Source organism: Yoonia sp. (assembly GCF_042093035.1).
GTDB lineage: Bacteria > Pseudomonadota > Alphaproteobacteria > Rhodobacterales > Rhodobacteraceae > Yoonia.
The window spans coordinates 1-24,619 of record NZ_JBELFI010000027.1 but is presented as its reverse complement, the minus strand read 5'-3'; the positions used below and the strand labels follow the sequence as shown (position 1 = coordinate 24,619).

Sequence of the window (24,619 nt, the reverse complement as noted above, 5' to 3'; positions counted from 1 at the left end):
GTTCTGGCGCTGGTCCTGCTCAACGACGCGGATAGATTCCAGATGCGCCGGATTGTCATCTTTCAACGCCAACCGCATGGTGGACAATTCACGGCCACGGGCGCGCAACGCCTCTTCGATCATATCAACGTCGCTGATTCTCAGATCAAACTTGCGGTTGTAGCTTGGCATGTGTCTTCCCCTATATGTTGGTTTCACATCGGAAACTTGTGTCGTATTTAGCGTCTTGGGTGTCGCAGTCAACGTATATCTAGGTATACCAGCGCGTTGCACGCGGCGCGGCTCTTGACGATCTGAGCGCAGGACGTCAATACGCATCCACACATAACCCGCAACCGGGCGTTCCGTGGGCGCCAAACTGACGAGGAGCCAATGAATATGGCCCAGATTTCTCTTACTTTTCCCGATGGCAATGCACGACGGTATGATGCTGGCGTGACTGCGGCCGATGTCGCCGCCGATATTTCATCCTCCCTGCGCAAAAAGGCCATTTCTGCGACCGTCGATGGCCAGCACTGGGATTTGCAATGGCCGATTGATGCTGACAGCAGCATCGCCATCAACACAATGAAGGATGAAGCGCCCGCGCTGGAGCTGGTACGCCACGATCTGGCGCATATCATGGCGCGTGCTGTGCAAGAAATCTGGCCCGACACGCAGGTCACCATCGGCCCTGTCATTAAGGACGGCTGGTATTATGATTTTGACCGCAGGGAGCCGTTCACGCCAGAAGATCTCGGCACCATCGAAAAGAAGATGAAAGAGATCATCAACAAACGTGACCCTGTCCGCACAGAAATCTGGGAGCGGGACGTTGCGATCCAATACTATAAGGAGCGCGGCGAGCCCTATAAGGTCGAGCTGATCGAAAGCATCCCCGGCAATGAACCGCTGCGCATGTATTGGCATGGCGACTGGCAAGATCTCTGCCGCGGCCCGCACCTTCAGCATACGGGTCAGGTCCCTGCGGACGCATTCAAACTGATGTCGATTGCCGGCGCCTATTGGCGCGGCGACAGCGACCGCGCGATGTTGCAGCGGATTTATGGCACGGCCTTTACCAACAAAGAAGGGCTCAAGGCGCACCTGCATATGCTGGAAGAAGCCGCCAAACGCGACCACCGCAAGCTGGGCCGTGAGATGGACCTCTTTCACATGCAGGAAGAGGCCCCCGGTCAGGTGTTTTGGCACCCCAATGGCTGGACCATCTACACAGAGCTGCAGGACTACATGCGCCGCCAGCAACGCAAAGGCGGCTATGTCGAAGTGAACACGCCGCAAGTCGTGGACCGCCGGCTTTGGGAGGCCTCGGGCCACTGGGAAAAGTATCAGGACCACATGTTTATCGTCGAGGTGGACGAAGACCATGCACGCGAAAAATCAGTCAACGCGCTGAAACCGATGAATTGCCCCTGCCACGTGGAAATATTCAAACAAGGTCTGAAATCCTATCGCGACCTGCCGCTGCGCATGGCCGAATTCGGCTCCTGCAACCGCTACGAGCCCTCAGGCGCGCTGCACGGGATCATGCGGGTGCGCGGCTTTACGCAGGACGACGCGCATATATTCTGCCGCGAAAACCAGATCGAAAGTGAAACCGCCGAATTCATCCGCTTCCTGTCTGATGTCTACAAGGATCTCGGGTTTGAGACGTTCACAGTCAAGTTTTCGGACCGCCCCGACACGCGCGCTGGCAGTGACGCGGTCTGGGACAAGGCCGAAGAGGCGCTTTTGTCAGCGACCCGTGCGGCGGGCATCGAGCCGGAGCTCAACCCCGGTGAAGGGGCATTCTATGGCCCCAAGCTGGAATTCGTGCTGACCGACGCGATTGGCCGTGATTGGCAGTGTGGCACCCATCAGGTGGATTTCGTGCTGCCTGAACGGTTGGACGCGACCTATATCGGCGAAGACGGCGCAAAGCATCGGCCTGTGATGCTGCACCGCGCCACATTGGGATCATTTGAACGCTTCATCGGCATCCTGATCGAAGAACACGCCGGCAAGCTGCCGTTCTGGCTCGCCCCGCGGCAGGTGGTCGTTGCAACAATCGTTTCTGACGCAGATGACTACGCCCATGAGGTCGTGGCTGCCTTGAAGGCTGCAGGTGTCCGGGCAGAGGCCGATCTGCGCAATGAGAAGATCAACTTCAAAGTCCGCGAACACTCTATGGGCAAAGTGCCCGTGATCCTGGCGCTCGGCGCACGCGAGGTTGCGGAAAAAACCGTAACGGTCCGCCGCCTGGGCGAGAACAAAACCGCTGTAACATCTCTCACGGAGATTGTCGCACAGATGCAACAAGCGGCGACTCCACCCGACCTTTTGTAACATTACAGCGCTGGAGTGTTACAAGCCCGCCGGTGTCACAACCGGCGGGTTCCTTGTTTTTGCGGGAAAAAACGCGCTGTGGCCAGTTGCCGCAGCGCAGAAATGCAATTCAACGTCTCACGCAGGCGCGATGCACGGGCCTGTGAGTAGCCCGATGGACTGCACCGCCTCTAGGGTTTGGGCATCGCCAACATCTGGTGACGACCAACACCAAACCTAGAGGATTTTATCATGTCTACCGCTACGAAAACGCTCGTTCTTGCATCCGCCGTTGCTTCTGCTGTTGCCGGTCTGTCCACAACTGCCGCCGCTGAGGCCGAAGAAAAGTGCTACGGTATCTCGCTGGCAGGTGAGAACGACTGTGCGGCCGGCCCCGGCACAACATGCGCTGGTACAGCCGTCCTTGATTACCAAGGCAACGCATGGACGCTGGTTCCGGCCGGCACCTGTAAGACAACCGAACTGCCAGCATCCGCCGACGGCATGACGCGGATGGGCTCATTGGAAGCACTTGAACGCGATCTGCCAGCATAGGCTCAATGACAACTAAGGTGGGTCGCGGCCCACCTTACACCCCATTCCGCTTCTGAGGTTTTGCCATGCTTGATGCGATTCCATATTCCGCACTTCCCGCACGTCCGGGCGCTGGCTACAAAGCCCGGCACTACACCGCAATCATGCAGGACGCTGGTCCTTTGGGCTGGCTCGAAGTCCATGCCGAAAACTATATGGGCGATGGTGGCCGCCCGATTGCGCAGCTCCGCCATCTCGCAGAGCGTTTCCCGATCTCTGTCCATGGCGTTGGCCTGTCCATCGGCGGCGAAGGGCCCTTGGACCGGGATCACCTCGGGCGTCTCAAGGATCTAGTGTCTTGGCTGAACCCCGCCAGCTTCTCGGAGCATCTGGCATGGTCTACCCATGACAGCCACTTCTTTAACGATTTGCTTCCCCTGCCCTATACCCCCAAAACGCTGTCCTGCGTTGCAACGCATATCAACGAACTACAGGACACCATCGGCCGCCAGATGTTGCTGGAAAACCCGTCCAGCTATCTCGGTTTTGCCGCGTCCACGATGTCCGAAACAGACTTCCTGCGCGAACTGACTGCACGCACAGGCTGCGGTCTGCTGCTCGATGTGAACAACGTCTTTGTGAGCGCCACGAACCTCAAGACATCTCCGCAAGCCTATATTGATGATTTCCCCTTGCATGCGGTCGGTGAAATCCATCTGGGCGGCCATGATGAGGACGAAGATGAACACGGCGCCCCATTGCTCATCGATAGCCATGGCAGAGCCGTTGATGATCCGGTTTGGGAGCTGCTGGATTACACGTTGGCGCAATGCGGCCCCAAGCCCCTGTTGATCGAATGGGACACCGATGTGCCTGATTGGCCCGTGCTCGCCGGTGAAATTGCGCGCGCTGATAAAGCGCTGTCGCTGGTGACATCATGAGCGTCACACAACGCCAATTCCGCGACGCCGTGCTTGACCCTGCGGCTGCCGTGCCCGATGGGATTGTGAACCCCGATGGTGCAACGGCCGGTAAACGCTTTGACGTTTATCGCAACAACGTGGCCGTCAACCTTTCCGATGCGCTGGAGACCGCCTTTCCCGTTGTCCGCAAGCTCGTCGGAGACGCATTCTTTCGTGCGATGGCAGGTGTCTATCTGCGCAAGCATCCCCCCAAATCGCCGTTGATGATGTTCTACGGCGCGGCAATGCCGCAGTTTCTAGGTCAGTTTCAGCCGGTGAAACACCTGCAATATCTTCCCGATATCGCGCGCATCGAATTGGGTATGCGGCAAGCCTATCATGCGGCTGACGCCGTTCCAGTGGCGCCTGATGCATTGGCCGCCCTCGCCCCTGATGCCTTGATGGGGACAAAACTGCGTCTCGCCCCTGCGGTTCAAACGGTGACGTCCGATTTCCCCATTGCCGCTATCCACTACGCCAACACTGTTCCCGATGCGCCAAAACCTGTGATGCAACCAGAGGCCGTCCTCATCACACGCGCCGGATTTGATCCCCAAATTTCCACGATCAACGCCGCTGCTGCGATCTGCATCACGTCACTTCAAGAAGGCCAGTCGCTTGGCCAAGCCCTGGCGACCGCCGATGACAGCCTCGATCTGGGTGCCGTCCTCGGTCTGCTTTTGGCCCAAAACGCAATCACCGAGATTTATTGAAAGACCCTGTCATGACCAGCTTGCCCACAACCCATCTCGCTGCCCTTCTCAACCGTCTTGGCGATGCGCTTTTACCATTGTTCGCGCGGCTGGTTTTTGTGGGCGTCTTGTTTATGTATTACTGGAATTCCGGCTTGACCAAGCTTGGCGACGGCATCTTTGGCATCCTGAGGCCGTCCTCTGGCGCCTACGTCCAGATCTTTCCCAAAACGATGGAGGCCGTGGGCTACGACACCTCACAATTAACGATCTTTCATTGGGCGGTTGTCACAGGCGGCACCATCGCGGAATTTGTCCTGCCCATCCTGATTGCGATTGGCCTTTTCACGCGCATTGCCGCCTTTGGCATGATTGGTTTTATCGTGATCCAGTCACTTACCGATCTGTTCGGACACGGCGGGATTGCGCAAGAGGGCACGTTGGGGGCATGGTTTGACCGATTTCCAGACGCGCTGATCCTTGACCAACGCACTTTCTGGGTGCTGTGCCTGATGATCCTCGTTCTCAAGGGCGCAGGCGCGCTGTCAGTGGATCGCGGCCTCTTCAGAAATGCGCCTTAGGCTCATCAGGCTTTCCTGCGGCAATCCCCAGGAGGCCGCCCAATGCAACAAAACCAATCGGGAACATCGTGCCCACATTGAAGCCGAATGCCGTGTAGAAGAAAAACGCACTAATGAGCATGAGAATACCGCCCCAAAGTGCGCGCGCCTTGGCCATAGCGCCACCCGCAATCGCCAAAAGCGGTGCGACAAAGCTCGCGAAGCGGATAAAGCCGGGGTTATCAAGAAAGCCGAAGACTTCACCCACCTCCGCGTGACGCTCAGACAGTTCGGCATAGCCATAGCCGAAAAGCCCGACGAAGATACCGATCAGACCACCGATGATACCAAGAATGCTTGCGGCGTTGCGCATAGGGATGCTCCTTATTTCGATAATCTGGACATAGTCATCTTTTGGCTAGGTGCCAAGATAGCGCGCCTGCACGTCCGCCTTCCAACCAATGGTCCAAACCCCATCTGCTTCAATGACCGGACGTTTCATCAATGTCGGATGGGCGGCCAGCAATGTGGCAGGATTTGCGGCCTTCTGCGCATCGGAAAGGCCGCGCCACGTGGTCGAGGCACGGTTGAGTGCGGCGTCTCCGAATGCCGCAATGATCCGCGCTTGATCTGCGTCGGAAACACCATCCTTGCGCACGTCAATAACGTCGGGTGCATGACCTGCCCCTGCCAAAGCCTTCAACGCCTTGCGACAAGTATCGCATGATTTTAGCCCAAAAAAACGCATTTTGCCTACCCTTTGTGCAGTTATGTGCCGGATATTTACACTGCGACGATCTGTCATTTGCCTTTTTCTTAAAAGAGATGAGGCTGGAGATACAGGGCGCAGCGCACCGAAAGGTGACAATAATTTTGCCTTGAAGACGATAAGGAGACGGACAATGCCAAGCGGCACCGTGAAGTGGTTTAATACAACAAAAGGTTACGGGTTCATCGCCCCCGATGACGGCGGGTCGGATATTTTCGTGCATATTTCAGCGGTTGAGCAATCAGGCCTGACAGGTCTGGCTGACGACCAAAAGGTGACTTTTGAATTGATTGACGGCCGTGATGGACGCAAAATGGCCGGATCAATCGCCAAGGCCGACTAGGTCAACGCGCATCAGTAACGCGCATAAACAGGCCGGTGACGGCTTGTCTATTGGTCGTGCTTTGTCGGCATGCGGCTGCGCATCAATGCCATCATATCGGTCTGCTCGGACTGGGTTTCGTCAGCCACCGTCTGCGTCCGCACTGCCGCCTTCTTTGGGCTGCCTTCAATCTCGCGCAGATAAATCAGCACTGCCCCTGCACATTGCAAGCTAAAGAAATAGAGCGCCAGCGCCAGATACATCGCGGTCAAAAGACCCGCATCCCACGCATAAGGCATATACGCCTCGCGGCCCTCCAACAGGGTGCCTGCGGTTTCAGCTTGCGTTGCGGCGATGCTTTCCCAAATCCCCAACGGTCCGGCGATCCAGATCACAAAAGGCACGCTCAGAAACACGCCCAATTGCGAGATCAGGACAAGCGGAAAGAGTGCGCCAAAGCCCTGCCCGAAGCCGTAAAACGGTGTGTGACTGCGCCCATCGGGGTCTTGGCCAATTGCCGCTCCGGCCAAGGGCACCATCAAAGCGCTGCGCAAAGCCGCAATCAGGCCGCCTGCGGCGACGGACACTGCAACCGCAAGCCCTGCGTTGTATTCATAGAAGTTTGTGAGAACATCGGTGTCCGTCGGCCCGCTCATCGCAAGTAACTGGTCAACATCAAGCGGGGTCGCAGCGATCAGCACCGCAATGGTCGCCGCGATCATAAAGAGCACCAAGAGCGCCTCGAACATGCCGTATCCAACCGCGGGCACGATAAGACCGGCATAGGAGTTGCGCGGCCGCACGTGATAACTTTGCAACCCGACCCGCAGGCCCGCCATCACCGCGACGACCCCCGAGGCAACACCGAAGGCCATCGCAAAAACCAGCGACAAGAACGGTGCAAAGAGGCCCAGCAACGCGGAGACGACAAACGAGACGACCCCAAAGACAACCAACAGGATCAGTAAGAGCGGCAGCACCAGCAGATAGCGCCACAGGATCGCGAAGGACAAAAGGAAGGCTTTGAAAAAGATCATCAGACGCTCCGGTTTGAGGGGTCCGGCGACTATGCGCGTCTGGCGGCACGAGGGAAGGAAAAACTGGTTTGGTTTTGAGAGGAAAGTTTGAGAGTACTCACATCTGCAACACAGGGGAGCGCGCGGACCTCGGGGTGAATGCGAAGCGCTCTAACCATGGGGGAGGGTTTGAACCGTCTTGGAAATGGAACAGTGGATCATTTCAGGTTCAAACGGGCGCAGCCCGGCATTGCATGGCGGTCAAGACGGCGTTCCTGCCTATCGCATGATGGAGAACCCTGTGAAGTATGTTACGGCTGATCGCTCAAAACACCCTCAAACTCACGCCATTCGCCTTTGCTCATCCCCGACGTCTCTTGCGTGACCTCTTCGCCTTTCAGCATCCGCCGCAGGCAATCGAGCGCTTTGCCGGACAGTGTCGCACCGCCCATCCGATAATCCTCAAACGCGCCGTAGGCCGCCGGCACCCAGTCGGCAACCACTTTGCAGATCTCATCCGCATAGACCCGGATTTCATATTGCGCGTGGCTGTCCGCCCGCAGCCGCAAGAAGTGGAACAGGTTGTGCAGGTCCACCTTCCAGTACCACTGGGTGTAGATATTTGCGGGCAGGTTCATCCGCGCCAATTCACGCGCCAGACCTTGTTGGCCATCCTGGTCGATCATTTCCGCATAGTGGTCATAGCACCGCGCCGCGTCGCCCTTGAGGTATTCCAGAACCCGCGCGGCCTCTTCTCCCGTCAGCGCCTCGCCCCGCCCCTGATTGTTGACAACTGATTGCGCAGCCAGTTTGTCCGGCTCAGGGATATAGAACTCCCGATCAAGGATCGAATAGCGGGCCGAGTATTCATTCACATTCGCCGTCCGGTGCCGGATCCATTGCCGCGCCACAAAGACCGGCAGTTTGACGTGCAGCTTGATCTCGCACATCTCAAACGGGGTGGAGTGCCAGTGCCGCATCAAATAGCGGATCAGGCCGGTGTCGTTTTGGACCGACTTGGTGCCTTTGCCATATGACACGCGCGCCGCCTGACAGATCGCCGCATCGTCGCCCATATAGTCAATCACCCGGATAAACCCGTGATCGAGAACATCATAGGCCTTATAAAGATGCCCCTCCATCCCTTCGGCAACGGCACGCAGTGTGGGTTTGGCATTGGCGCGCAGGTCGTCAATTTCTGCCTGTTGTTCGGGGGTCATGGGCATCGGTGTCTCCGGGTTGAAGGCGTGAATCGCGGATCGGTTGGGGTACTATAGAAACTGCGCCGCTGTGATAAAGTCTATTCGCCAAACCATGCGCGGGAATATTTGTAGAATGGATCAGTTGACAAGGAGGGCCTCACTACCTGAGGTTGCATCCATGATGTCTCGCATTTTCTCCTATGCTTTGGCTCTGACACTCGCGATGTCGGATGCTGTCGCGCAAACGACAACTGATTTGACAATTTCCCAAGCGCGCGACCGTGCCATGCAAGCCCTTTTCGCGGGCCAGCCCGCACCCGCATTGGAACTTGCCGAAGCGATCCTTGCGGAGTTGCCGGATGACCGGCGCGCTTTACTGATCGTGGCCGCCGCAGCGCCGCAACTGGGCGGTGCGGATCGCGGGCGTGAAGCGGGCGCGCGGGCTTGGGCACTATCAACCACTGATATCCAACGCTATGAAGCGGCCCGGCTGACCGCCGCTGCCGCTGCCAGCGCCGAACGGTATACGATTGCCAGCTTCTGGCTGCGCCGCGCCCTCAATATCGCCCCGAATGACCAAGAGCGTCAGCGCACCTTGACCGACGCCCGCGCCGTCGCGCGCACCAACCCTTGGTCGAGCAGACTGTCGTTTTCGCTCGCCCCATCTACAAACGTAAATGGCGGCGCAGAGGATGACGCGCTTTCCATTGAGGGCGATCCAACAGGAGGCCGGATCAGTGCCGATGGCCTCGCTCTTGCCGGTTGGCGCGCCATACTCAATGCCATCACGGAATACCGTTTCTTTGAAGACCCCGAAAATCGGGCGTCCGTGGGGTTGGCCTATCAGGGCGTGCGTGTGCGCATCACCGAAGACACGGACGTGACGGATGAGGCGCTGCGCACTGACGCTGTCCAACTCAGCCTGCGCTATGATCGTGCGCTTGAGAACGGAACGCTGGGCGCAACCTTGTCGGAGGCGTTCTTTCAGTACCGCGATTTTGATCTCGATACGCAAGCAAGCGACGTCGAAGACTATCGCATCACCCGTCTTGGCGTAGATCGCAGGCTGACGGTTTCTGGTCGCGCGGCGGTCGCGCTTTCGGCCAGTCGTGAACGTGTCCTTTATAGTGATACATCCAATATCCCCGCCGTCTATCGCAGCCGGATCGGCGCCGCGCTCACCTATGTTCTGGACAGCCGCGACCGAATTGGCGTGAACCTGAGCTTTGGTCTTGCCGACAGCGACAGCCCCAATTCCGTTCAGCGCGACCAGTCGGTCGGCTTTTCATACAGTTGGGCAGAGCCGATTGGCCCCGTCACCCTTTCGGCGGGCATTGGCGCAACTTGGCGCAATTACCCTGACTATCTGGTGTTTGACCCCACTACCCCCGGCCCGGTCATTGGCGGCTTGGTCCCGCTGGAAGGTGGGCGCGATGATGCAACGCTCTCGGCCAACCTCAACATCGGTTTTGCGCAGTTCGAATACTTCGGTTTCCGCCCCGAAGTGCGCATTGATGCGACCCGCACAAACAGCAACGTGAGTCGGTTTGAGACAACGCGGGTATCCGCCGGATTCACGCTGGGTTCGGTCTTTTAGGTCAGGCCTGCCTTCACCGTCATCATCTACTGATCTGACGCGCGCGCCAAAAGCGATGCATCCGTGGCGCAGGCCACGAAACTGAACCCCTCATTCAGCAGGGCCGTTGCAAAGGCAGGATCGGACACCAGCGTTCCGACAGGAACACCCTTCGCGATCAGCTTCTGGGCGGCAGGCCTAATCAACGCCCAAACCTCTGGCGCCATCGGTTGTCCCAATAGTCCGACATCAGCCGCAATATCCGCAGGGCCAAAAAATATACCATCAACCCCTTCAACCGCGGCGATCGTTTCCGCCTGCGCGACCGCGGCGCGGGTTTCTAACTGGAGCAGCACGGCGGTTTCATCTGCAATGCGCGCGGCATAATCCGTGATCCGGCCAAACTTTGTTGCGCGGGTCGAGCCGCTGAAACCACGGATACCTTTGGGCGGATAGCGCGTGGCAGCGACGGCCTGTTCTGCTTGATCCACCGATCCGATCATCGGAAAAAGTAGACCCGGCGCGCCCAAATCAAGCAACCGTTTCACAGCGACCGCATCATTCCATTCCACTCGCACCAAAGGCGTTGTTTCAGTCGCCGCAAAGACCTGCAATTGCCCCAGGACACTCAGGTAATCATTCGGGCTATGCTCCATATCAATCAACGCCCAGTCAAATCCGGCGTGTGCGGTGACTTCGGCGGCGACATTGCTGCTAAGGCTGATCCAAAGCCCGATCTGCCTTTCGCCTGCGCGCAACCGCCCCTTGAAACGATTTGGCGCCAACTTCATGTGATTTCTCCTCGCGCGACGGCATCCGCAACCGCGTCGATCTCATTCTGTGACAAACCGTAGGCGCGCGCAGCAGTTTCAGCGGATATATATCCGCGCGCCAAGTCCCGTTTGACCAGGGCCTTGTCACGGGTCGCCGGATCTCCGTAGCCAGCCCCGCCGGGGAAAGCCATGACCACTTTGCGCCCGTGCGGGACGAATTGCTTGCCTTTTACGTGCATCTTATTGCCGTCATCCTGCGCGATTGCCGTGGCGGCCCCTGCCTTGCCACCGCGTCGGCCACGCGCCGGGTGGTCGCTTCTGTCAAACATTGCCTGAATGTCGAATTCGTGGCCCTCTTGCGCGCCGACTTCCATATATTGCCCCAAACCACCCCGCGTCTTGCCTGCACCGCCGCTGTCTGGGCGCAGCTCCTTGCGCCAGATGATGACCGGGCCCGCGTGCTCAGTCGCTTCGACTGGCATTGTCATCACACCTGATGGGAAAGCTGTTGCATTCAGCCCATCGTGTTCAGGGCGCGCGCCAGAACCGCCAGAATTGAAGGTCAAAACCTCTGCCCGTCGCGCGGTGTCGGGTGCCGGCGCATCCGTGCGAGGCCGTAGTGAGACTTGAAAATTACATAGACACCCAGCCCCTTCGGCCGGAACCAACCCCGGTACAATCTTGTCGAAGGCGTCAAACACCGCATCCGGCACGAAATGACCGACGATATGGCGCAAGGCGACAGGTGCGGGATGCACCGCGTTGACGATTGTATTTTCCGGCGCAGTGACCTCAAACGGCGCCAGCGAGGCCGCATTATTCGGGATTTCAGGTGCGATTGCCACTTTCAGCGCATAGCAGGCATAGGCTTTGGTATAGACTATCGGGCAATTGATGCCCTTCTTGTCGACGCCCGATGTGCCCGAAAAATCGGTGACAATCCGGTCGCCTTCGACGCTGATCTTGCATTTCAGCGTGATCGGACGGTCAAACCCGTCCATCGTCATTTCACCACACGCGCTTGTCTGCGGCAGCGCCGCGATCCGTTCCAACGTGGCACGCCTGGAATTGTCGAGAATGAACGCGGCGATGCCCTCCAGCCCGTCGAGATCAAATTCGGACATCATCTCAACCAGCCGACGGTGGCCGATTTCGTTACACGTCGCGAGCGCATAGACATCGCCGATCAGCTGATCGGGTTCGCGCACATTCCCGCGAATGATACGGGTGAGCGTTTCATCCACCTTGCCGCGATCTGCAAACTTCATGATCGGGATATAAAGCCCTTCTTCGTAGACAGAATGCGCATCCGCACCAAAGCCGCGCCCGCCGATATCTACGATATGTGCGGTGCAGGCGAAGAAGCCGACCAATTGTCCTTTGTGAAAGGATGGCGTGACCATCGTAATGTCGTGCAGGTGGCCGGTCCCCTCCCATGGGTCATTGGTGATGTAGACATCGCCATCAAGGATGTTCTCGCGCCCAATCCGCCGAATGAAATGCGGCACCGCGTCGGCCATCGCATTCACATGCCCCGGTGTCCCCGTGACCGCCTGTGCCAGCATATGCCCTTGCACATCATAGACACCGGCCGACAAATCACCCGCCTCGCGCACCGAAGTCGAAAAGGCCGTGCGAACAAGTGCTTGCGCCTGTTCTTCGACGACCGAAATCAATCGGTTCCACATCACCTGATAGGCTATTCTTGATTGTTCTTGCGCCATCTCATTCACCTTTCAATGTCACGTCGATGCAACCATCGGGCTGACAAAGCGCCATGCGGCTGGCAGGTACGATGATCGTCGTTTCCGCCTCTGTCACCACAGCCGGCCCATTGACCTGCGCGCCCGCGACCATTGCACCGCGATGCACAACACTTGCGGTCAGTTCTGCCGTCCTAGCTGCATCAAAGAGCTGGCGCGTTCCCGCAACTGTGGCGGCGGTGACCCCGCTGGCTTGCGCAACCGGAGCGACCTTTTCTGGTGGCGTTGTCGCGTTCACCGACCAGACCGTGATCTCGATATCTATGCCCGCAACGGGACGGCCAAAGAGCTGCGTGTAATCTTCTTCAAATCGCGCCTCAAAAACTGCCGGATCAGGGTGCATCACCTGTTCTTGCGTCAAAGAAACCGGGATTTCCCAGCCCTGACCGGTGTAGCGCATGTAGACCTTGAATTCAGACAGGATCGGGCTTTGTGCGTCACAAGTACGCACAAAGCCCGTGGCCTCAGCCTGCAAATCAGTCAAGAGGCGCTTGATCTTGCCCCCGTCAAAATCCGACAGCTTCATATAAACAGAGCGGTTTGCCTCAAAACTGAAAGAGGCACGCAAGAACCCAATCGCAGAGCCGACCCCCGCCCCCGGCGGTACCAAAAGCCGCCGCACACCCAGCTTTTCACACAACCGCCCAGCATGAAGCGGTGCCGCGCCGCCAAAGGCGATCATCGTATATTCGGAAAGATCCTCACCGTTCTCAACCGCGTGCACACGGGCGGCATTGGCCATGTTTTCATCCACGACTTCGGCGACACCAAAGGCGGCCTCAGTAACATCCAACGCAAGCGCGTCGCCGATATGGGCAGTCAGCGCGGCCTGCGATTGCTCTGGATGGAGCCTGATCGAACCGCCAGCGAAGTTATCCGGATCCAACTTGCCAAGAACCAGGTCCGCATCCGTCACGGCGGGGCGGTCCCCGCCGCGCCCATAACAAGCCGGCCCCGGTTCCGAACCTGCACTTTCAGGGCCGACGCGGATCTGTTGCAGCGCATCAACATGGGCCAAAGACCCGCCACCCGCACCAATCTCAACCATATCAATCACCGGGATCGAGATCGGCATGCCAGAGCCCTTCTTGAAGCGATAGGAGCGTGCGGCTTCAAAGACGCGGCTGGTCTTGGGGGTTTGGTTCTTGATAAGGCAGATCTTGGCCGTGGTCCCGCCCATATCGAACGACAAAACCTTGTCCAGCCCGTATCGCGCAGCGATATGCGCTGCAAAGACCGCCCCGCCTGCGGGACCGGATTCGACCAGCCTGACCGGAAACTCGGTCGCATTCTGAAGCGAGATTATCCCGCCGCCCGAATGCATCAGAAAGATACGGCAAGAGACGCCTTCATCCTGCAACCGCGCCTCCAACCGTCCAAGATATGAGGCCATGAGCGGCTTGATATAGGCATTCGCCACGACCGTATTGAACCGCTCATATTCCCGCATCTGCGGCGAGACTTCCGACGAAATCGAAACCGCAACATTAGGCAACTTCTCGGCCAGAACATCCCGGATCATCCGCTCATGCGCGGGGTTGAGGTAGGAATGCAGCAAGCCCACCGCCACGCTTTCAAATCCGGCCACGGCAATCTGGTCAGCGACCACTTCGACCTCTGCGCGGTCAAGCGGGATGAGAACTTGTCCATTCGCGTCCACACGTTCTTGCACCGTATACCGCATTTGGCGTGGCAAAAGCGGGTCTGGCAGCTTCAGGTTCAGGTCATATTGTTCAAACCGCGATTCCGTGCGCATTTCGATCACATCGCGAAACCCCTGCGTTGTGATAAGCGCCGTCTTGGCCCCACGGCGTTCGATCAGCGCGTTCGTAGCCAGTGTTGTGCCATGTATGATCTGGCCAACCTGCGCAGGCGTGATGCCTGCTTGGGCGCAAACCTGCCGCATCCCGTCCACGATCGCCGTTTCTGGCGCGGCATAGGTGGTCAGCACCTTCGCGGAATGACTTTCTCCGCTGGTCTCAAGCACGACGTCTGTAAAAGTTCCGCCAATGTCGATACCAAGGCGCGCTGTATCAAGGCTCATCAGATGTCTCCGTCTTTCGTGGTCTGCTGTTGGACAACATTAGACACCGCATTGGCGCGGTCACAACCGGTCATTGCTTGGCCGGCGCAGTTTAGTGCCCGCGTCACGCGCGCGGGCGTGGCCGGCGCACGAAAAAATCTGAGGTTGTTTACGCCAAATTAAGAGCGCGTCACCCATCGAAGTGCAACCCCGCGACAATTGTATTTGGTGGATCAGGCGATATGACAGCAGACCCTGCAATTTATGCTCTCCCGCAGACAATGCGCGTGGAAGAGTGTCACGCGCTCGATCAATTCCTTCGGCAAAACGGCGATCAGGCGATCCGGATTGACGGGCATCAGGTGGAAAAAATCGGCGGTTTGGCAGCACAACTGATTGTTGCCCATCAAAATCTGCGGGGTGATGCAGCGCCGATCAGCATCACGACCCCCTCCTCTGCCTTGACGGAAGCGATGGGGATCTTGGGGTTGTCAGATGTTTTTGGCGTCAATGGAGGCCCTGTATGAGCGCCCATATCCTTGCAATTGACGATTCCCGTACGATCCGGACTCTGCTGACGATGGCGCTGGAACAATCGGGTTTCACCGTGACGACGGCTGTCGATGGCGTCGACGGTGTCGATAAATTTCGACAAATGCAGGCCGATCTGGTGATAACCGACGTCAATATGCCCAACAAAGACGGATTTGGTGTGATCGATGACATCCGCCAGAGCGAGACAAACAAATCCGTCCCGGTTCTTGTATTAACAACCGAAAGTGGCGCAGCGCTCAAGGAGCGGGCGCGCAAGGCGGGGGCCACGGGTTGGATTGTCAAACCTTTCGATGATGCCGCTTTGGTTGCGGTTATCAAACGACTGACGGGCGGTTGATATGATAACCGATGGCGCAATTCTGGATGCATTCTTTGAAGAATGCGAAGATCTGCTCGCTGCACTGACCGACGGGCTATCTGATATGCGCGGGGGTCAAACAGATAGCGAAACGGTCAATGCGGTGTTTCGGGCGGTCCCTTCCATCAAGGGTGCTGCGGGTGCCTTTTCGATGGATGAACTTGTCGGATTTGCGCATAAATTTGAGACGGTCCTCGATGACTTGCGGAGTGAGAAGCTCGCGGCTGACGATGACCTTTTGCGTGTGCTGCAAAGGGCGGGCGATATCCTGTCCAATCTTGTCGACGACGCGCAGGCCGAACGCCCGGCTGAACGCGACAAAGTCGATCCTGTACTCGACGAATTGCAAAGTTTCCTCGGGGCTGAAGCGGAGGCAGAAGAAGATTTCGTTTTCGATGCCCTCTCGCTTGATTTTGGCGGGCCGGCGATAACGGCGACCTACAGCGTTCAATTCACAGGAACTGCAGCACTTTATGCCAGTGGCAACGACCCGCTGATGCTGCTGCGCGCCTTACAGGAGATCGGCCCTATCACAGTTTCGTGCAACCGTGACGGGCTACCTGATTCCCTTGATACCCTGGATGTCGAGGGTGGTTATCTGCAATGGGCCGTCACAATTTCGGACCAAATGAATGACCAGCGCATCAGAGAGGCGTTCGAATTTGTTGACGATCTATGCGACCTCAAAATATGCGACATAGAAGACATAGAAGACGGGCTTGATGCTGAAGCTGGCGAAACACCGGTCGGTGCCGAAGACCAACCTGACGAACAAATATCGGCGCAGACAATCGTCAGCCCAGCAAACGCGACCCCTGAAGCCGCAGACATCGCGGCCAAGCCTGCCGCAAAGCAAGATCGCACCGTGAAAAAAGCCACCGGAACGCTGCGTGTGGACCCCGAGCGCGTGGATCGCCTTATCAACGCAGTTGGTGAATTAATCATCAACCAATCGGTCATTTCCCAACGGATTGAGGAAGCGGCACTTCCCTCATCATCGGATATCTTCTCGGACCTCGACGACTACAAACTCTTGGCGCGTGAGATTCAAGAAGGGGTAATGGCTATTCGCGCACAGCCGGTCAAACCATTGTTCCAACGGATGCTGCGCATTGCACGTGAGGCGGCAGATACGACCGGCAAGGATGTTGAAATCATCACTGAAGGCGAAACAACCGAGGTGGATAAGACGGTTGTCGAACGCCTTGCTGACCCGCTTACCCATATGATCCGCAATGCAATCGATCATGGCATCGAAAAATCGGCGGATCGGAAAATCGCAGGAAAACCGCCGCAAGGCACGTTGAAACTCCGGGCCAGTCAGGTATCTGGCAGCATCGTGATACAAATCATCGACGACGGCGCCGGACTGAACCGTCCAAAAATCAGGGAGATTGCCGTCAGCAAGGGGCTGATCCAAGATAACGCGCAACTCAGCGATGCCGAAATAGACCACCTTCTCTTTGCGCCTGGATTTTCGACTGCTGCGGAGGTCACAAACCTGTCGGGTCGTGGCGTTGGGATGGATGTCGTGAAAACGGCTATCACCGAACTTGGCGGCAAAATCGCAATCGGCAGCGTGACGGGCGAAGGCACGACCTTCTCCATTACCCTGCCACTCACACTCGCGGTCATGGACGGTATGGTCATCAATGTGGATGAGCAGACCATGGTGGTGCCAATCGCCAGCATTCTTGAGACAATACGCCCAAAGGCAGCCGACCTTGCGAAGATCGGGCTCAACAATGATTTGCTCCGGATCCGTGGTGAATATGTGCCGATTATTGACCTCGCCGACAGGCTGGGCCGCTCCTCCCAGCCGCGCGCGCTCACAGATCAGGTATTGCTCCTGATCCAATCTGAATCCATCGCACAATGCGCGCTTGCCGTGGACGAGATCTTCGACCAGCGCCAGGTGGTCGTCAAAAGCATGATCGGTAATTATGGCGCAATTCCTGGAATATCTGGCGCGACCATTCTTGGCGACGGCAAAATTGCCTTGATCGTCGATGCTGACTTTGTCGCCACTGGCGCGAGCGCACCCGCACCCGGGACGACGCCAAAGGAGGAGCGCGATCATGCAAGACACAGTTGAAGCTGAAATGAAGTCAAAGATCGAATATGTGACGTTGATCGCAGGCGGGCAGAGTTTCTGTATCGAAATCAAACAAATACGCGAAATTCGCCGGTGGAGCCCCGTGACGATACTCCCACATTCTCCACGACATGTTTTGGGCGTCATCAATCTTCGCGGGGCGGTGATACCCATCGTGGATCTGGCCGCGAAACTCGGGTTTGCGGAAATTCAGCCGACAGAACGGCATGTGATTATCATCGTTGCATTGGATGATCGGATTGTTGGTCTGTTGGTGGAATCTGTTTCTGAGATATTGGGCGTTGAAGCGGACAAGGTAAAGGACACGCCGCGGTCTTTGGAAGACACCGCCAGCAAAGCGGTAGATGGGATTATTCCGAGCGAAGAAGACATGACGAAAATCATCAATTTGCGCGCATTGTTGCCGCCCTTACCTGCAAATGCAGCCGCCCAATGAATATTCACGCCCCCCATCCATCCCGGTCCCAGGACTACCGGTTTACCGACGATGATTTCCGTATCATCGCTGATTTTGCCAAATCACGCTTCGGGTTGGACTTGCAGACCTCAAAAAAACCTCTGGTCTATTCACGATTGGCCAAGAGACTTCGCGCACTTGGACTTAATGATTTCTCACAATACTGCAGCAATTTGCTGGACGAAGCCAATGCGACTGAAATTTCGCACTTGCTGTCAGCTTTGACTACCAATGTCACACATTTCTTTCGTGAAAAGCACCACTTCGACTATCTCGCGGATGTAGTCACTCCTCAGATCTTCGAGAAGGCAAAATCGGGGGAGAGCATCAGACTCTGGTCGGCCGCGTCAAGAAGCCTACTGTATTGCGGCAACTCTTCTGAAAGCCAAGCCGGAAATCGCCCGTCTGAACCTGCGGATACTGGCAACAGACATCGACCCCAAGATGATCGCTCATGCGAAGGTTGGACGCTACGACAACGATCAGAAGTCCGCAATTCCGACAAAGATGCAATCATTGATGCTAACCAAGGATGCGCATGGGGAAGCGCTTCAAATTGCCCAACCCCTACGAGATCTCATCTCATTCGCGGAGCTAAACCTGATCGATTCTTGGCCCATGCGCAAAAGTTACGATGTCATCTTTTGCCGCAATGTCGCGATCTACTTTGACAAGGCGACGCAAGCGGATTTGTGGCAACGCTTTGCGCAGGCCCTCAAACCAGGCGGGCATCTAATAATCGGCCATTCAGAGCGCTTGAGCGGACCGGCAATGTCACAGTTCAGAAGCGCTGGCGTGACGACATATATCAAGAATACTCCAACGATCTGATGAAGATCAAAGCAAAAGAGGAACAGAAATAATGAGCTTGAAATCCTCACTGCGTGTGATGATCGTCGATGACATGGGTGTTAGCCGCGGCTTGCTGGTCCAGGCCATAGAAGAGATCGGCATCTGGAAAAACCAGGCCGAGAACGACGGTCGCGCGGCGCTGCAAAAGCTTATCGCCGACCCGGTGCATCTTGTTCTGTCCGATTACAATATGCCCGGTATGGACGGCCTGGAGTTACTTCAGGCCCTCCGACAGAACAAATCGACGTCGCGTATTGGCTTTATCCTTGTTACCGGCAGCCCCACGCCCGATATGGTGGCGAAAGGTAAGGCCTTGGGATTGAATAACATCATCAAGAAGCCATTTTCGACCGCCAGCCTCAAGCAATGTATCGAAAGCGTCGTCGGCCGGCTATGATACACGAGACCACAACGCCAGCACCGGCCATTGGCACGCAGGATTTGTTGCGCAATTCCGCTCATGTGTTCGGCGAAATATCACATCTGTTGTCGGAAATGGAAGTCCGGCTGGATCGTGAAACCGGAACAAGCGGAATTTCTGCAAATGCACTGCTTGGCCAGGACTTTGACCTTCTTAGCCAGACTGTCGAAGAGCTGCGGGACATGTTCCTGCGGTTATCGGAAATTTCTGAAATCGACAGTCCAGTTTCATACGCCGATGTCCTCGCACCCATCAAAGTTGCGCGTCTTCGTGATCTGATGGGGACAGCGAACAGCCCACTCCCGTCATTGCAGCGCAAGGTCGACAAACCGCTCATCCAGCTTTTTTGAATCAGGGTCGGCAGCAATCCCTCAAGTTAACCAAATTGAGACGCCATCAGGGTAGTTTTGCCTCACAGGCGACGCAACTGCCGGCGAACCCATTGGATAGATAAAGGGGGACACCAATCAATGTCCATCGTGCGCATTCTTCTATGCCATCCCTCAGATTGGGTGGCCAATGAAATGCAGGAAGCAGTCCATCACGCCGATGCCGATGCAAACTGCAAATTGGTTTCTGACCTGACCGAGGCCTACAATTTTGTGGAGCACCGACAGCCAGCCTGTCTCATTATTTCAGCGTATCTGGCACAGAAGCCGGAGTTTGAGCTTCTGGGCGCATTACTCAACCAATTGAATATTGGATGTATTATTTGGGGAAATCTGGCCGGGCGACTGCCTCCTCCCAGCCCTCCAAATCTATTGCATTGCAGTGGGCATCTCTCAATCAATGATTTTCGAGCGATGCTGAAATCTGCGATGCATACTGCACCCGCAAGTAACGGTAGCAAAACAGTTGATCCCGTGCCCCGGCAGGGTGACCCACATAGGATCATCCTCATCGGCGCGTCGACGGGTGGCGTGGATGCTTTGACGCGTGTGTTGGTCTCTTTCTCTCAGCAATCGCCGCCCACCTTGATTGTCCAGCATACCGGGGGACGGTTCGCCCCCAGCCTCATACGGCTGCTTGATCGCGCAACGTCGGCAACGGTATTGGCGGCAAGTGATGGTCAGCGGTTGCAAAAAGGGCATGTTTACCTGTCTCCGGGGGATCATGTACACCTGAGCCTTTCCAAGACTGCCCGCAGGGTCATTGCACTTGATGAAGGCGCCGCAGTCTCGGGCCACCGGCCATCTGTTGACGTACTCTTTCATTCGGCCGTTGGCTATGGGCCGCATGTGTCAGCCGCCCTGCTCACAGGCATGGGGCAGGATGGCGCAAGCGGGCTCAAAGCGCTGCGCGATGCCGGTGCCCGGACCATCGCGCAAGATCAGGCAACATCGGTTGTCTACGGGATGCCCCGCATCGCAGCGCAATTAGGCGCCGCAATGCTCCAACTCCCCATTGATGCAATTGGTCCCAGGCTGATTGGCCTCACGCAGACGCGGGCAATCGCATGAACGGGGCGTCCAAGACAATTTCGGTCATCCAAGGGGATTATGCCGTTTCGGCAGATCCCGAGGTGATAATGTCAACCGTGCTTGGGTCATGCGTGGCCGTTTGCCTGTATGATCCGGTCAAAGGGGTCGGGGGGATGAACCATTTCCTCTTGGCGACCGCACAGGACGCCAACACCCGTGATCTGAAATACGGGATCAACGCGATGGAGCTGTTGATAAACCAGATGTTGCGCGCCGGGGCGGTACGCGAAAATTTGCACGCAAAACTGTTTGGCGGCGCGCGCATGACGGATCACGCCAGGGACATCGGGAAGGGCAACGCCCTATTCGCCGAAGATTTCCTGCAAAAGGAAGGCATCCGCTGCATTTCCGCCAGCCTCGGCGGGGACATGGCGAGGCGTGTTCAATTTATTCCCGCAACCGGCGCGGCCCGACAAATGCAGATCGCCGGCGCCGCACCGGAAGAACGCACACCGCCGCACGCACCAACACTGGCACCCGATATTACGCTTTTTTGACCCCGGACCGGTTCACTTCAAAACCACAAAAAGCTGTTGTTAACCCGTCGTTTGCAGCCGTTTGAGCAAGGACGAGGTATCCCAACGTCCACCGCCCAGCTTCTGCACATCCTTGTAGAACTGATCGACAAGGGCCGTCACAGGCAAGCTCGCACCATTTTCGTCTGCGGCATCAAGACAAATACCAAGATCCTTACGCATCCAATCGACTGCGAAACCGTGGTCGAAATGATCCTCCAACATGGTTTCATAGCGGTTCGACATTTGCCAACTTCCCGCAGCACCCTGACTGATAACTTCCACAACGGATCGGCCATCAAGCCCAGCCTTTTGGGCAAAATGCAAAGCCTCGGAAAGGCCTTGGACGAGACCAGCAATTGCGATCTGATTGCACATTTTGGTCATTTGTCCGGCCCCGCTGTCACCCAGCCGGCGGCAAAGCTTGGCATAAGGCGCGACAACAACCTCGGCGGCAGCATAGCTTTCCTCCGCCCCGCCACACATAATGGAAAGCGCACCGTTTTCAGCACCCGCCTGCCCACCAGAGACCGGCGCATCAACAAAGGCGATGCCCAAATCGGCGGCCTTGTCATGCAATTCACGCGTCACTGCCGCGGAAACGGTGGTATGATCCACAAAGATGGACCCCGGCGCCATCGCCGCAAAAGCGCCCCGTTCACCCAAGCAAACAGCGCGCAAATCATCGTCATTGCCGACGCAAGCCAAAACCATCTCAGCCCCTTGCGCAGCCTCAAAAGGGGTTGCCCCTGACGTGCCACCATGTTCGGCGACCCATTTTTCAGCCTTCGCAGACGTGCGGTTAAACACCGTGACGTCATGCCCGTCGGATTGCAGGTGACCTGCCATCGGATACCCCATGACCCCGAGGCCCAAAAACGCGAGTTTTGCCATTGCAGCATTCCTTTCTTCCCAATATCGCAGAAAAACCTAGCCCGCATTCTCCCAAGGGACAGTGTAGGGGTTCAGCGCTTTGCCGATTTCCTCGTCCGTCACTGTGCCCGTTTTGCAGATATGTGCAACAAGGCCCCGCTTTTTGTCTTCGGTAACGTCGTTGACCTCTGCCGCAAGATTATCCAATGCCGCGTTGAAAACACGTGTAATTGCCCGCTTGCGCAAGTCCGGCTTGAAGATTTTTCCGACTGCTGTCTTTGGCAACTCAGCCATCAGTTCCAGATGCTTTGGATGCGCTGCACGTTCATGGATATGTGATTTGGCAAAAGCCATCAGCTCCGCCTCCGTCACGTCGGCCCCGGCGATCAATTCCACGTAAACGCAAGGGACTTCGCCGGCATGTTCATCCGGTTGTCCAATGGCGCCCGCGAATGCAACCGCCTCATGCCCTGCCAAGGCCTCTTCTATTTCGGCGGGGTCAATGTTGTGGCCGCCACGAATTATCAGGTCTTTGGCGCGCCCCGTGATCCACAGATACCCATCCGCATCCACACGGCCCAGGTCGCCAGTCCGTAGATATTCTGGCTGTCCGTGATCCCCAGGATAGAAAAGATCCGCATTCTTGTCGGCCTCCGTATAGGTTGCACCGCCGGAAACACCGGGGTTTGCGATGCAAATCTCGCCGATTTCGTCAATGCCAAGCTCTTCGCCGCTACTGGCCGACATGATTTTGACCTTGGTATAGGGGAACGGCAACCCGATGGAGCCGACCCGCTTTTCGCCGTGAGGCGGATTGATCGACACAAGGCAGGTTGCCTCCGTCAGCCCGTAACCTTCGCAAATTGTCACGCCCGCCGCTTCTTCAAAACGCCGGTAAAGCTCCAAGGGCAGTGGCGCCGAACCACAAAAGGCCAACCGCAAACTCGAAATATCGGCATCGACCTTGCGCTGCATCAGCGCGGACATGGCAGTCGGCACAGTAATCATAAAGGTTACTTTATGCCTCTCAACCAGTTTCCAGAAATTGTCGAATACCCCTTCACCACGATAGCCCTGCGGGGTTGGAAAGACGATCTGCGCCCCAGAGCCAAGCGACGCCCCCAACGATACAATCGTTGCAAACACATGGAACAGCGGAAGCGGGCAAATCTGCACATCTTCGTGCGTAAACAGCAGCTTATCGACCAACCAAGCGTTATAAACAATCCCGGAATAGCGGTGCTGCACGACCTTTGGCATCCCCGTGGTTCCACCGGTGTGGAAATAGGCAGCCACCCGATCGACTTTGCTGTCCTCAAACTTTAAAATCGGTGGCTGCTTGTTCATCTCAGCATTGAAATCGAGAACTGTCGCCTGATGCGCCACCGGGTTTTTGGGTCGGATCAGCGGGACGATCAACCGCTTCAGCCCCGTCAGGTACCGCAGCAAATCCACCTCAAGCACATGGGTTACATTCGGCGCCAGCCGCACGGCTTCCGCGGCTTTTTGGGCCACGTCTGTTTTCGGGAAGGCCTTGAGCGTCACCAATACCTTTGCATTGGTTTCGCGCATAATCGCGGCGATCTGTTCGGCGTCCAGCAACGGGTTGATCGGGTTCACAATACCCGCCACCTGCCCGCCCAAATAGGCCAGGATCGTTTCGGTCGCGTTGGGCATCAGATAGGCGACGACATCGCTTTCGCCAACGCCGAGATCGCGAAACATATTGGCCGCCTGCCCAGTCTTGTCGCGCAGCGTATCCCAATCCAGCGTTTCACATTTCGCATCAGGGTCCGACAGAAGACTGAAGCTTGTCGCCTTGCGACTGCCAAACTTTCCGGCAGTCTGACGCAACAAACCGTAGGTTGTCGTCGGCGCATTGCGGTCCGCCCAAGGCTTTTCATTTTCGATGGCATCCCGGTCTGCGACACTGGCAAAAGTCATGTCGTCTCCTCCCCATTTGTGTATTCATGCCACGCGCTGGCGCGGCCTCCCCTTGGGGCACAGGTTGGGCAAGAAAGGGCGCGATCACAAGTCTGACGCTGCGAAAAATAGCGCTATTCCGCTGCGAGACCTTCCGTAAACTGCAATCTGGCCAGCCGCGCATAAAGCCCGCCTTCGGCAACAAGCGCGTCATGTGTGCCTTGCGCGGCAATGCGACCGTCCTCCATAACGATGATCCGGTCGGCTTTTTTGACCGTGGCAAGACGGTGCGCGACAATCAATGTGGTCCGCGTGCGCGCCAGTTCTTCAACCGCGCGTTGCACCGCATGTTCACTTTCTGCATCAAGCGCACTTGTCGCCTCATCCAGCAGCAGAATCGGCGCGTCACGCAGGATGGCGCGCGCGATGGCGATACGCTGCTTCTGGCCACCTGACAGCATCACGCCACGTTCGCCGACGTAGCTGTCATAACCATCCGGCAGGGCAGCTAAAAAGTCATGCGCAGCGGCCGCCTTTGCTGCCGCTTCGACTTCTGCGTCAGTCGCATCAGG

General features: G+C 56.9%; 25 protein-coding genes and 1 pseudogene. 16 read left to right on the top strand and 10 right to left on the bottom strand.

Annotation, left to right across the window (positions count from 1 at the left end; translation table 11 throughout):
- Positions 1-378: 378 nt before the first annotated feature.
- The 5 genes from thrS to ACFDSS_RS05900 all read left to right on the top strand — a co-directional run bounded on the left by thrS (position 379) and on the right by ACFDSS_RS05900 (position 5,073).
- Entirely contained in the window at positions 379-2,325 is a 1,947-nt protein-coding gene (thrS, locus tag ACFDSS_RS05920) for a threonine--tRNA ligase (protein WP_375254844.1), read from the top strand.
- Between the two features lie 231 nt (positions 2,326-2,556).
- A complete protein-coding gene (locus ACFDSS_RS05915; protein WP_375254843.1) occupies positions 2,557-2,859 on the top strand; it encodes a DUF2282 domain-containing protein in 303 nt (100 codons plus the stop codon).
- 65 nt (positions 2,860-2,924) lie between these two features.
- Positions 2,925-3,779, top strand: a complete 855-nt coding sequence (locus ACFDSS_RS05910; protein WP_375254842.1) for a DUF692 family multinuclear iron-containing protein — start codon at positions 2,925-2,927, stop codon at positions 3,777-3,779.
- Positions 3,776-4,513, top strand: coding sequence for a DUF2063 domain-containing protein (locus ACFDSS_RS05905; RefSeq protein ID WP_375254841.1), 738 nt, complete (start codon positions 3,776-3,778; stop codon positions 4,511-4,513). The genes ACFDSS_RS05910 and ACFDSS_RS05905 overlap by 4 nt, the downstream gene beginning before the upstream one ends.
- Before the next feature lie 11 nt (positions 4,514-4,524).
- On the top strand, positions 4,525-5,073 hold the full coding sequence (locus tag ACFDSS_RS05900; RefSeq protein WP_375254840.1) for a DoxX family protein: 549 nt from the start codon (positions 4,525-4,527) through the stop codon (positions 5,071-5,073).
- Here ACFDSS_RS05900 and ACFDSS_RS05895 read toward each other — a convergent pair.
- Entirely contained in the window at positions 5,057-5,425 is a 369-nt protein-coding gene (locus ACFDSS_RS05895) for a hypothetical protein (protein WP_375254839.1), read from the bottom strand. The genes ACFDSS_RS05900 and ACFDSS_RS05895 overlap by 17 nt on opposite strands.
- A gap of 45 nt (positions 5,426-5,470) precedes the next feature.
- Positions 5,471-5,800: an arsenate reductase family protein gene (locus ACFDSS_RS05890; RefSeq protein WP_375254838.1), complete on the bottom strand. Its 330-nt coding sequence runs from the start codon at positions 5,798-5,800 to the stop codon at positions 5,471-5,473.
- A gap of 154 nt (positions 5,801-5,954) precedes the next feature.
- On the opposite strand from ACFDSS_RS05890, the gene ACFDSS_RS05885 reads away from it, so the two are divergent.
- Positions 5,955-6,164 carry a cold-shock protein gene (locus tag ACFDSS_RS05885; protein ID WP_375254837.1) on the top strand — a complete coding sequence of 70 codons (210 nt, stop codon included), beginning with the start codon at positions 5,955-5,957 and terminating at the stop codon, positions 6,162-6,164.
- Between the two features lie 47 nt (positions 6,165-6,211).
- Here ACFDSS_RS05885 and ACFDSS_RS05880 read toward each other — a convergent pair whose 3' ends face one another.
- A complete protein-coding gene (locus ACFDSS_RS05880; protein WP_375254836.1) occupies positions 6,212-7,180 on the bottom strand; it encodes a hypothetical protein in 969 nt (322 codons plus the stop codon).
- A gap of 290 nt (positions 7,181-7,470) precedes the next feature.
- On the bottom strand, positions 7,471-8,385 hold the full coding sequence (gene thyX, locus ACFDSS_RS05875; RefSeq protein ID WP_375254835.1) for an FAD-dependent thymidylate synthase: 915 nt from the start codon (positions 8,383-8,385) through the stop codon (positions 7,471-7,473).
- Between the two features lie 154 nt (positions 8,386-8,539).
- Here thyX and ACFDSS_RS05870 point away from each other — a divergent pair, with 154 nt between their 5' ends.
- Complete coding sequence (locus ACFDSS_RS05870) at positions 8,540-9,958, top strand: hypothetical protein (RefSeq protein WP_375254834.1); 1,419 nt, start codon at positions 8,540-8,542, stop codon at positions 9,956-9,958.
- A gap of 26 nt (positions 9,959-9,984) precedes the next feature.
- Here the strand turns inward: ACFDSS_RS05870 and ACFDSS_RS05865 are convergent, their stop codons facing one another.
- The 3 genes from ACFDSS_RS05865 to ACFDSS_RS05855 are packed head-to-tail and all read right to left on the bottom strand — an operon-like array spanning position 9,985 to position 14,517.
- Positions 9,985-10,728, bottom strand: coding sequence for an HpcH/HpaI aldolase/citrate lyase family protein (locus tag ACFDSS_RS05865; RefSeq protein WP_375254833.1), 744 nt, complete (start codon positions 10,726-10,728; stop codon positions 9,985-9,987).
- Positions 10,725-12,434, bottom strand: a complete 1,710-nt coding sequence (locus ACFDSS_RS05860; protein WP_375254832.1) for a hydantoinase B/oxoprolinase family protein — start codon at positions 12,432-12,434, stop codon at positions 10,725-10,727. The genes ACFDSS_RS05865 and ACFDSS_RS05860 overlap by 4 nt, the downstream gene beginning before the upstream one ends.
- 1 nt (position 12,435) lies before the next feature.
- Positions 12,436-14,517: a hydantoinase/oxoprolinase family protein gene (locus ACFDSS_RS05855; RefSeq protein ID WP_375254831.1), complete on the bottom strand. Its 2,082-nt coding sequence runs from the start codon at positions 14,515-14,517 to the stop codon at positions 12,436-12,438.
- Between the two features lie 221 nt (positions 14,518-14,738).
- Between ACFDSS_RS05855 and ACFDSS_RS05850 the strand changes: the two genes are divergently transcribed.
- The 9 genes and pseudogenes from ACFDSS_RS05850 (at position 14,739) to ACFDSS_RS05810 (ending at position 21,233) form a co-directional block, all read left to right on the top strand.
- A complete protein-coding gene (locus ACFDSS_RS05850; protein ID WP_375254830.1) occupies positions 14,739-15,023 on the top strand; it encodes a hypothetical protein in 285 nt (94 codons plus the stop codon).
- A complete protein-coding gene (locus ACFDSS_RS05845) occupies positions 15,020-15,388 on the top strand; it encodes a response regulator (protein ID WP_375254829.1) in 369 nt (122 codons plus the stop codon). Before ACFDSS_RS05850 ends, ACFDSS_RS05845 begins: the two co-directional genes overlap by 4 nt.
- Before the next feature lies 1 nt (position 15,389).
- Positions 15,390-17,504 (top strand): chemotaxis protein CheA, encoded by a 2,115-nt coding sequence (locus tag ACFDSS_RS05840; protein ID WP_375254828.1) that lies wholly within the window; start codon positions 15,390-15,392, stop codon positions 17,502-17,504.
- Positions 17,488-17,961, top strand: coding sequence for a chemotaxis protein CheW (locus ACFDSS_RS05835; RefSeq protein ID WP_375254827.1), 474 nt, complete (start codon positions 17,488-17,490; stop codon positions 17,959-17,961). Before ACFDSS_RS05840 ends, ACFDSS_RS05835 begins: the two co-directional genes overlap by 17 nt.
- Positions 17,958-18,813, top strand: a pseudogene (locus ACFDSS_RS05830) (CheR family methyltransferase). Before ACFDSS_RS05835 ends, ACFDSS_RS05830 begins: the two are co-directional and overlap by 4 nt.
- A 31-nt stretch (positions 18,814-18,844) precedes the next feature.
- On the top strand, positions 18,845-19,231 hold the full coding sequence (locus ACFDSS_RS05825; protein WP_375254826.1) for a response regulator: 387 nt from the start codon (positions 18,845-18,847) through the stop codon (positions 19,229-19,231).
- Positions 19,228-19,605 carry a hypothetical protein gene (locus tag ACFDSS_RS05820; protein ID WP_375254825.1) on the top strand — a complete coding sequence of 126 codons (378 nt, stop codon included), beginning with the start codon at positions 19,228-19,230 and terminating at the stop codon, positions 19,603-19,605. The genes ACFDSS_RS05825 and ACFDSS_RS05820 overlap by 4 nt, the downstream gene beginning before the upstream one ends.
- A gap of 174 nt (positions 19,606-19,779) precedes the next feature.
- Positions 19,780-20,715 (top strand): CheB methylesterase domain-containing protein, encoded by a 936-nt coding sequence (locus ACFDSS_RS05815; protein ID WP_375254824.1) that lies wholly within the window; start codon positions 19,780-19,782, stop codon positions 20,713-20,715.
- A 68-nt stretch (positions 20,716-20,783) separates the two neighbouring features.
- Positions 20,784-21,233, top strand: a complete 450-nt coding sequence (locus ACFDSS_RS05810) for a chemotaxis protein CheD (protein WP_375254823.1) — start codon at positions 20,784-20,786, stop codon at positions 21,231-21,233.
- A 39-nt stretch (positions 21,234-21,272) separates the two neighbouring features.
- Here the strand turns inward: ACFDSS_RS05810 and ACFDSS_RS05805 are convergent, their stop codons facing one another.
- The 3 genes from ACFDSS_RS05805 to ACFDSS_RS05795 all read right to left on the bottom strand — a co-directional run.
- Positions 21,273-22,145, bottom strand: a complete 873-nt coding sequence (locus ACFDSS_RS05805; protein WP_375254822.1) for an NAD(P)-dependent oxidoreductase — start codon at positions 22,143-22,145, stop codon at positions 21,273-21,275.
- A 36-nt stretch (positions 22,146-22,181) separates the two neighbouring features.
- Positions 22,182-24,068 (bottom strand): acyl-CoA synthetase, encoded by a 1,887-nt coding sequence (locus ACFDSS_RS05800; protein ID WP_375254821.1) that lies wholly within the window; start codon positions 24,066-24,068, stop codon positions 22,182-22,184.
- A gap of 113 nt (positions 24,069-24,181) precedes the next feature.
- The coding region (locus ACFDSS_RS05795) for an ATP-binding cassette domain-containing protein (RefSeq protein ID WP_375254820.1) at positions 24,182-24,619 on the bottom strand (438 nt) is incomplete at its 5' end.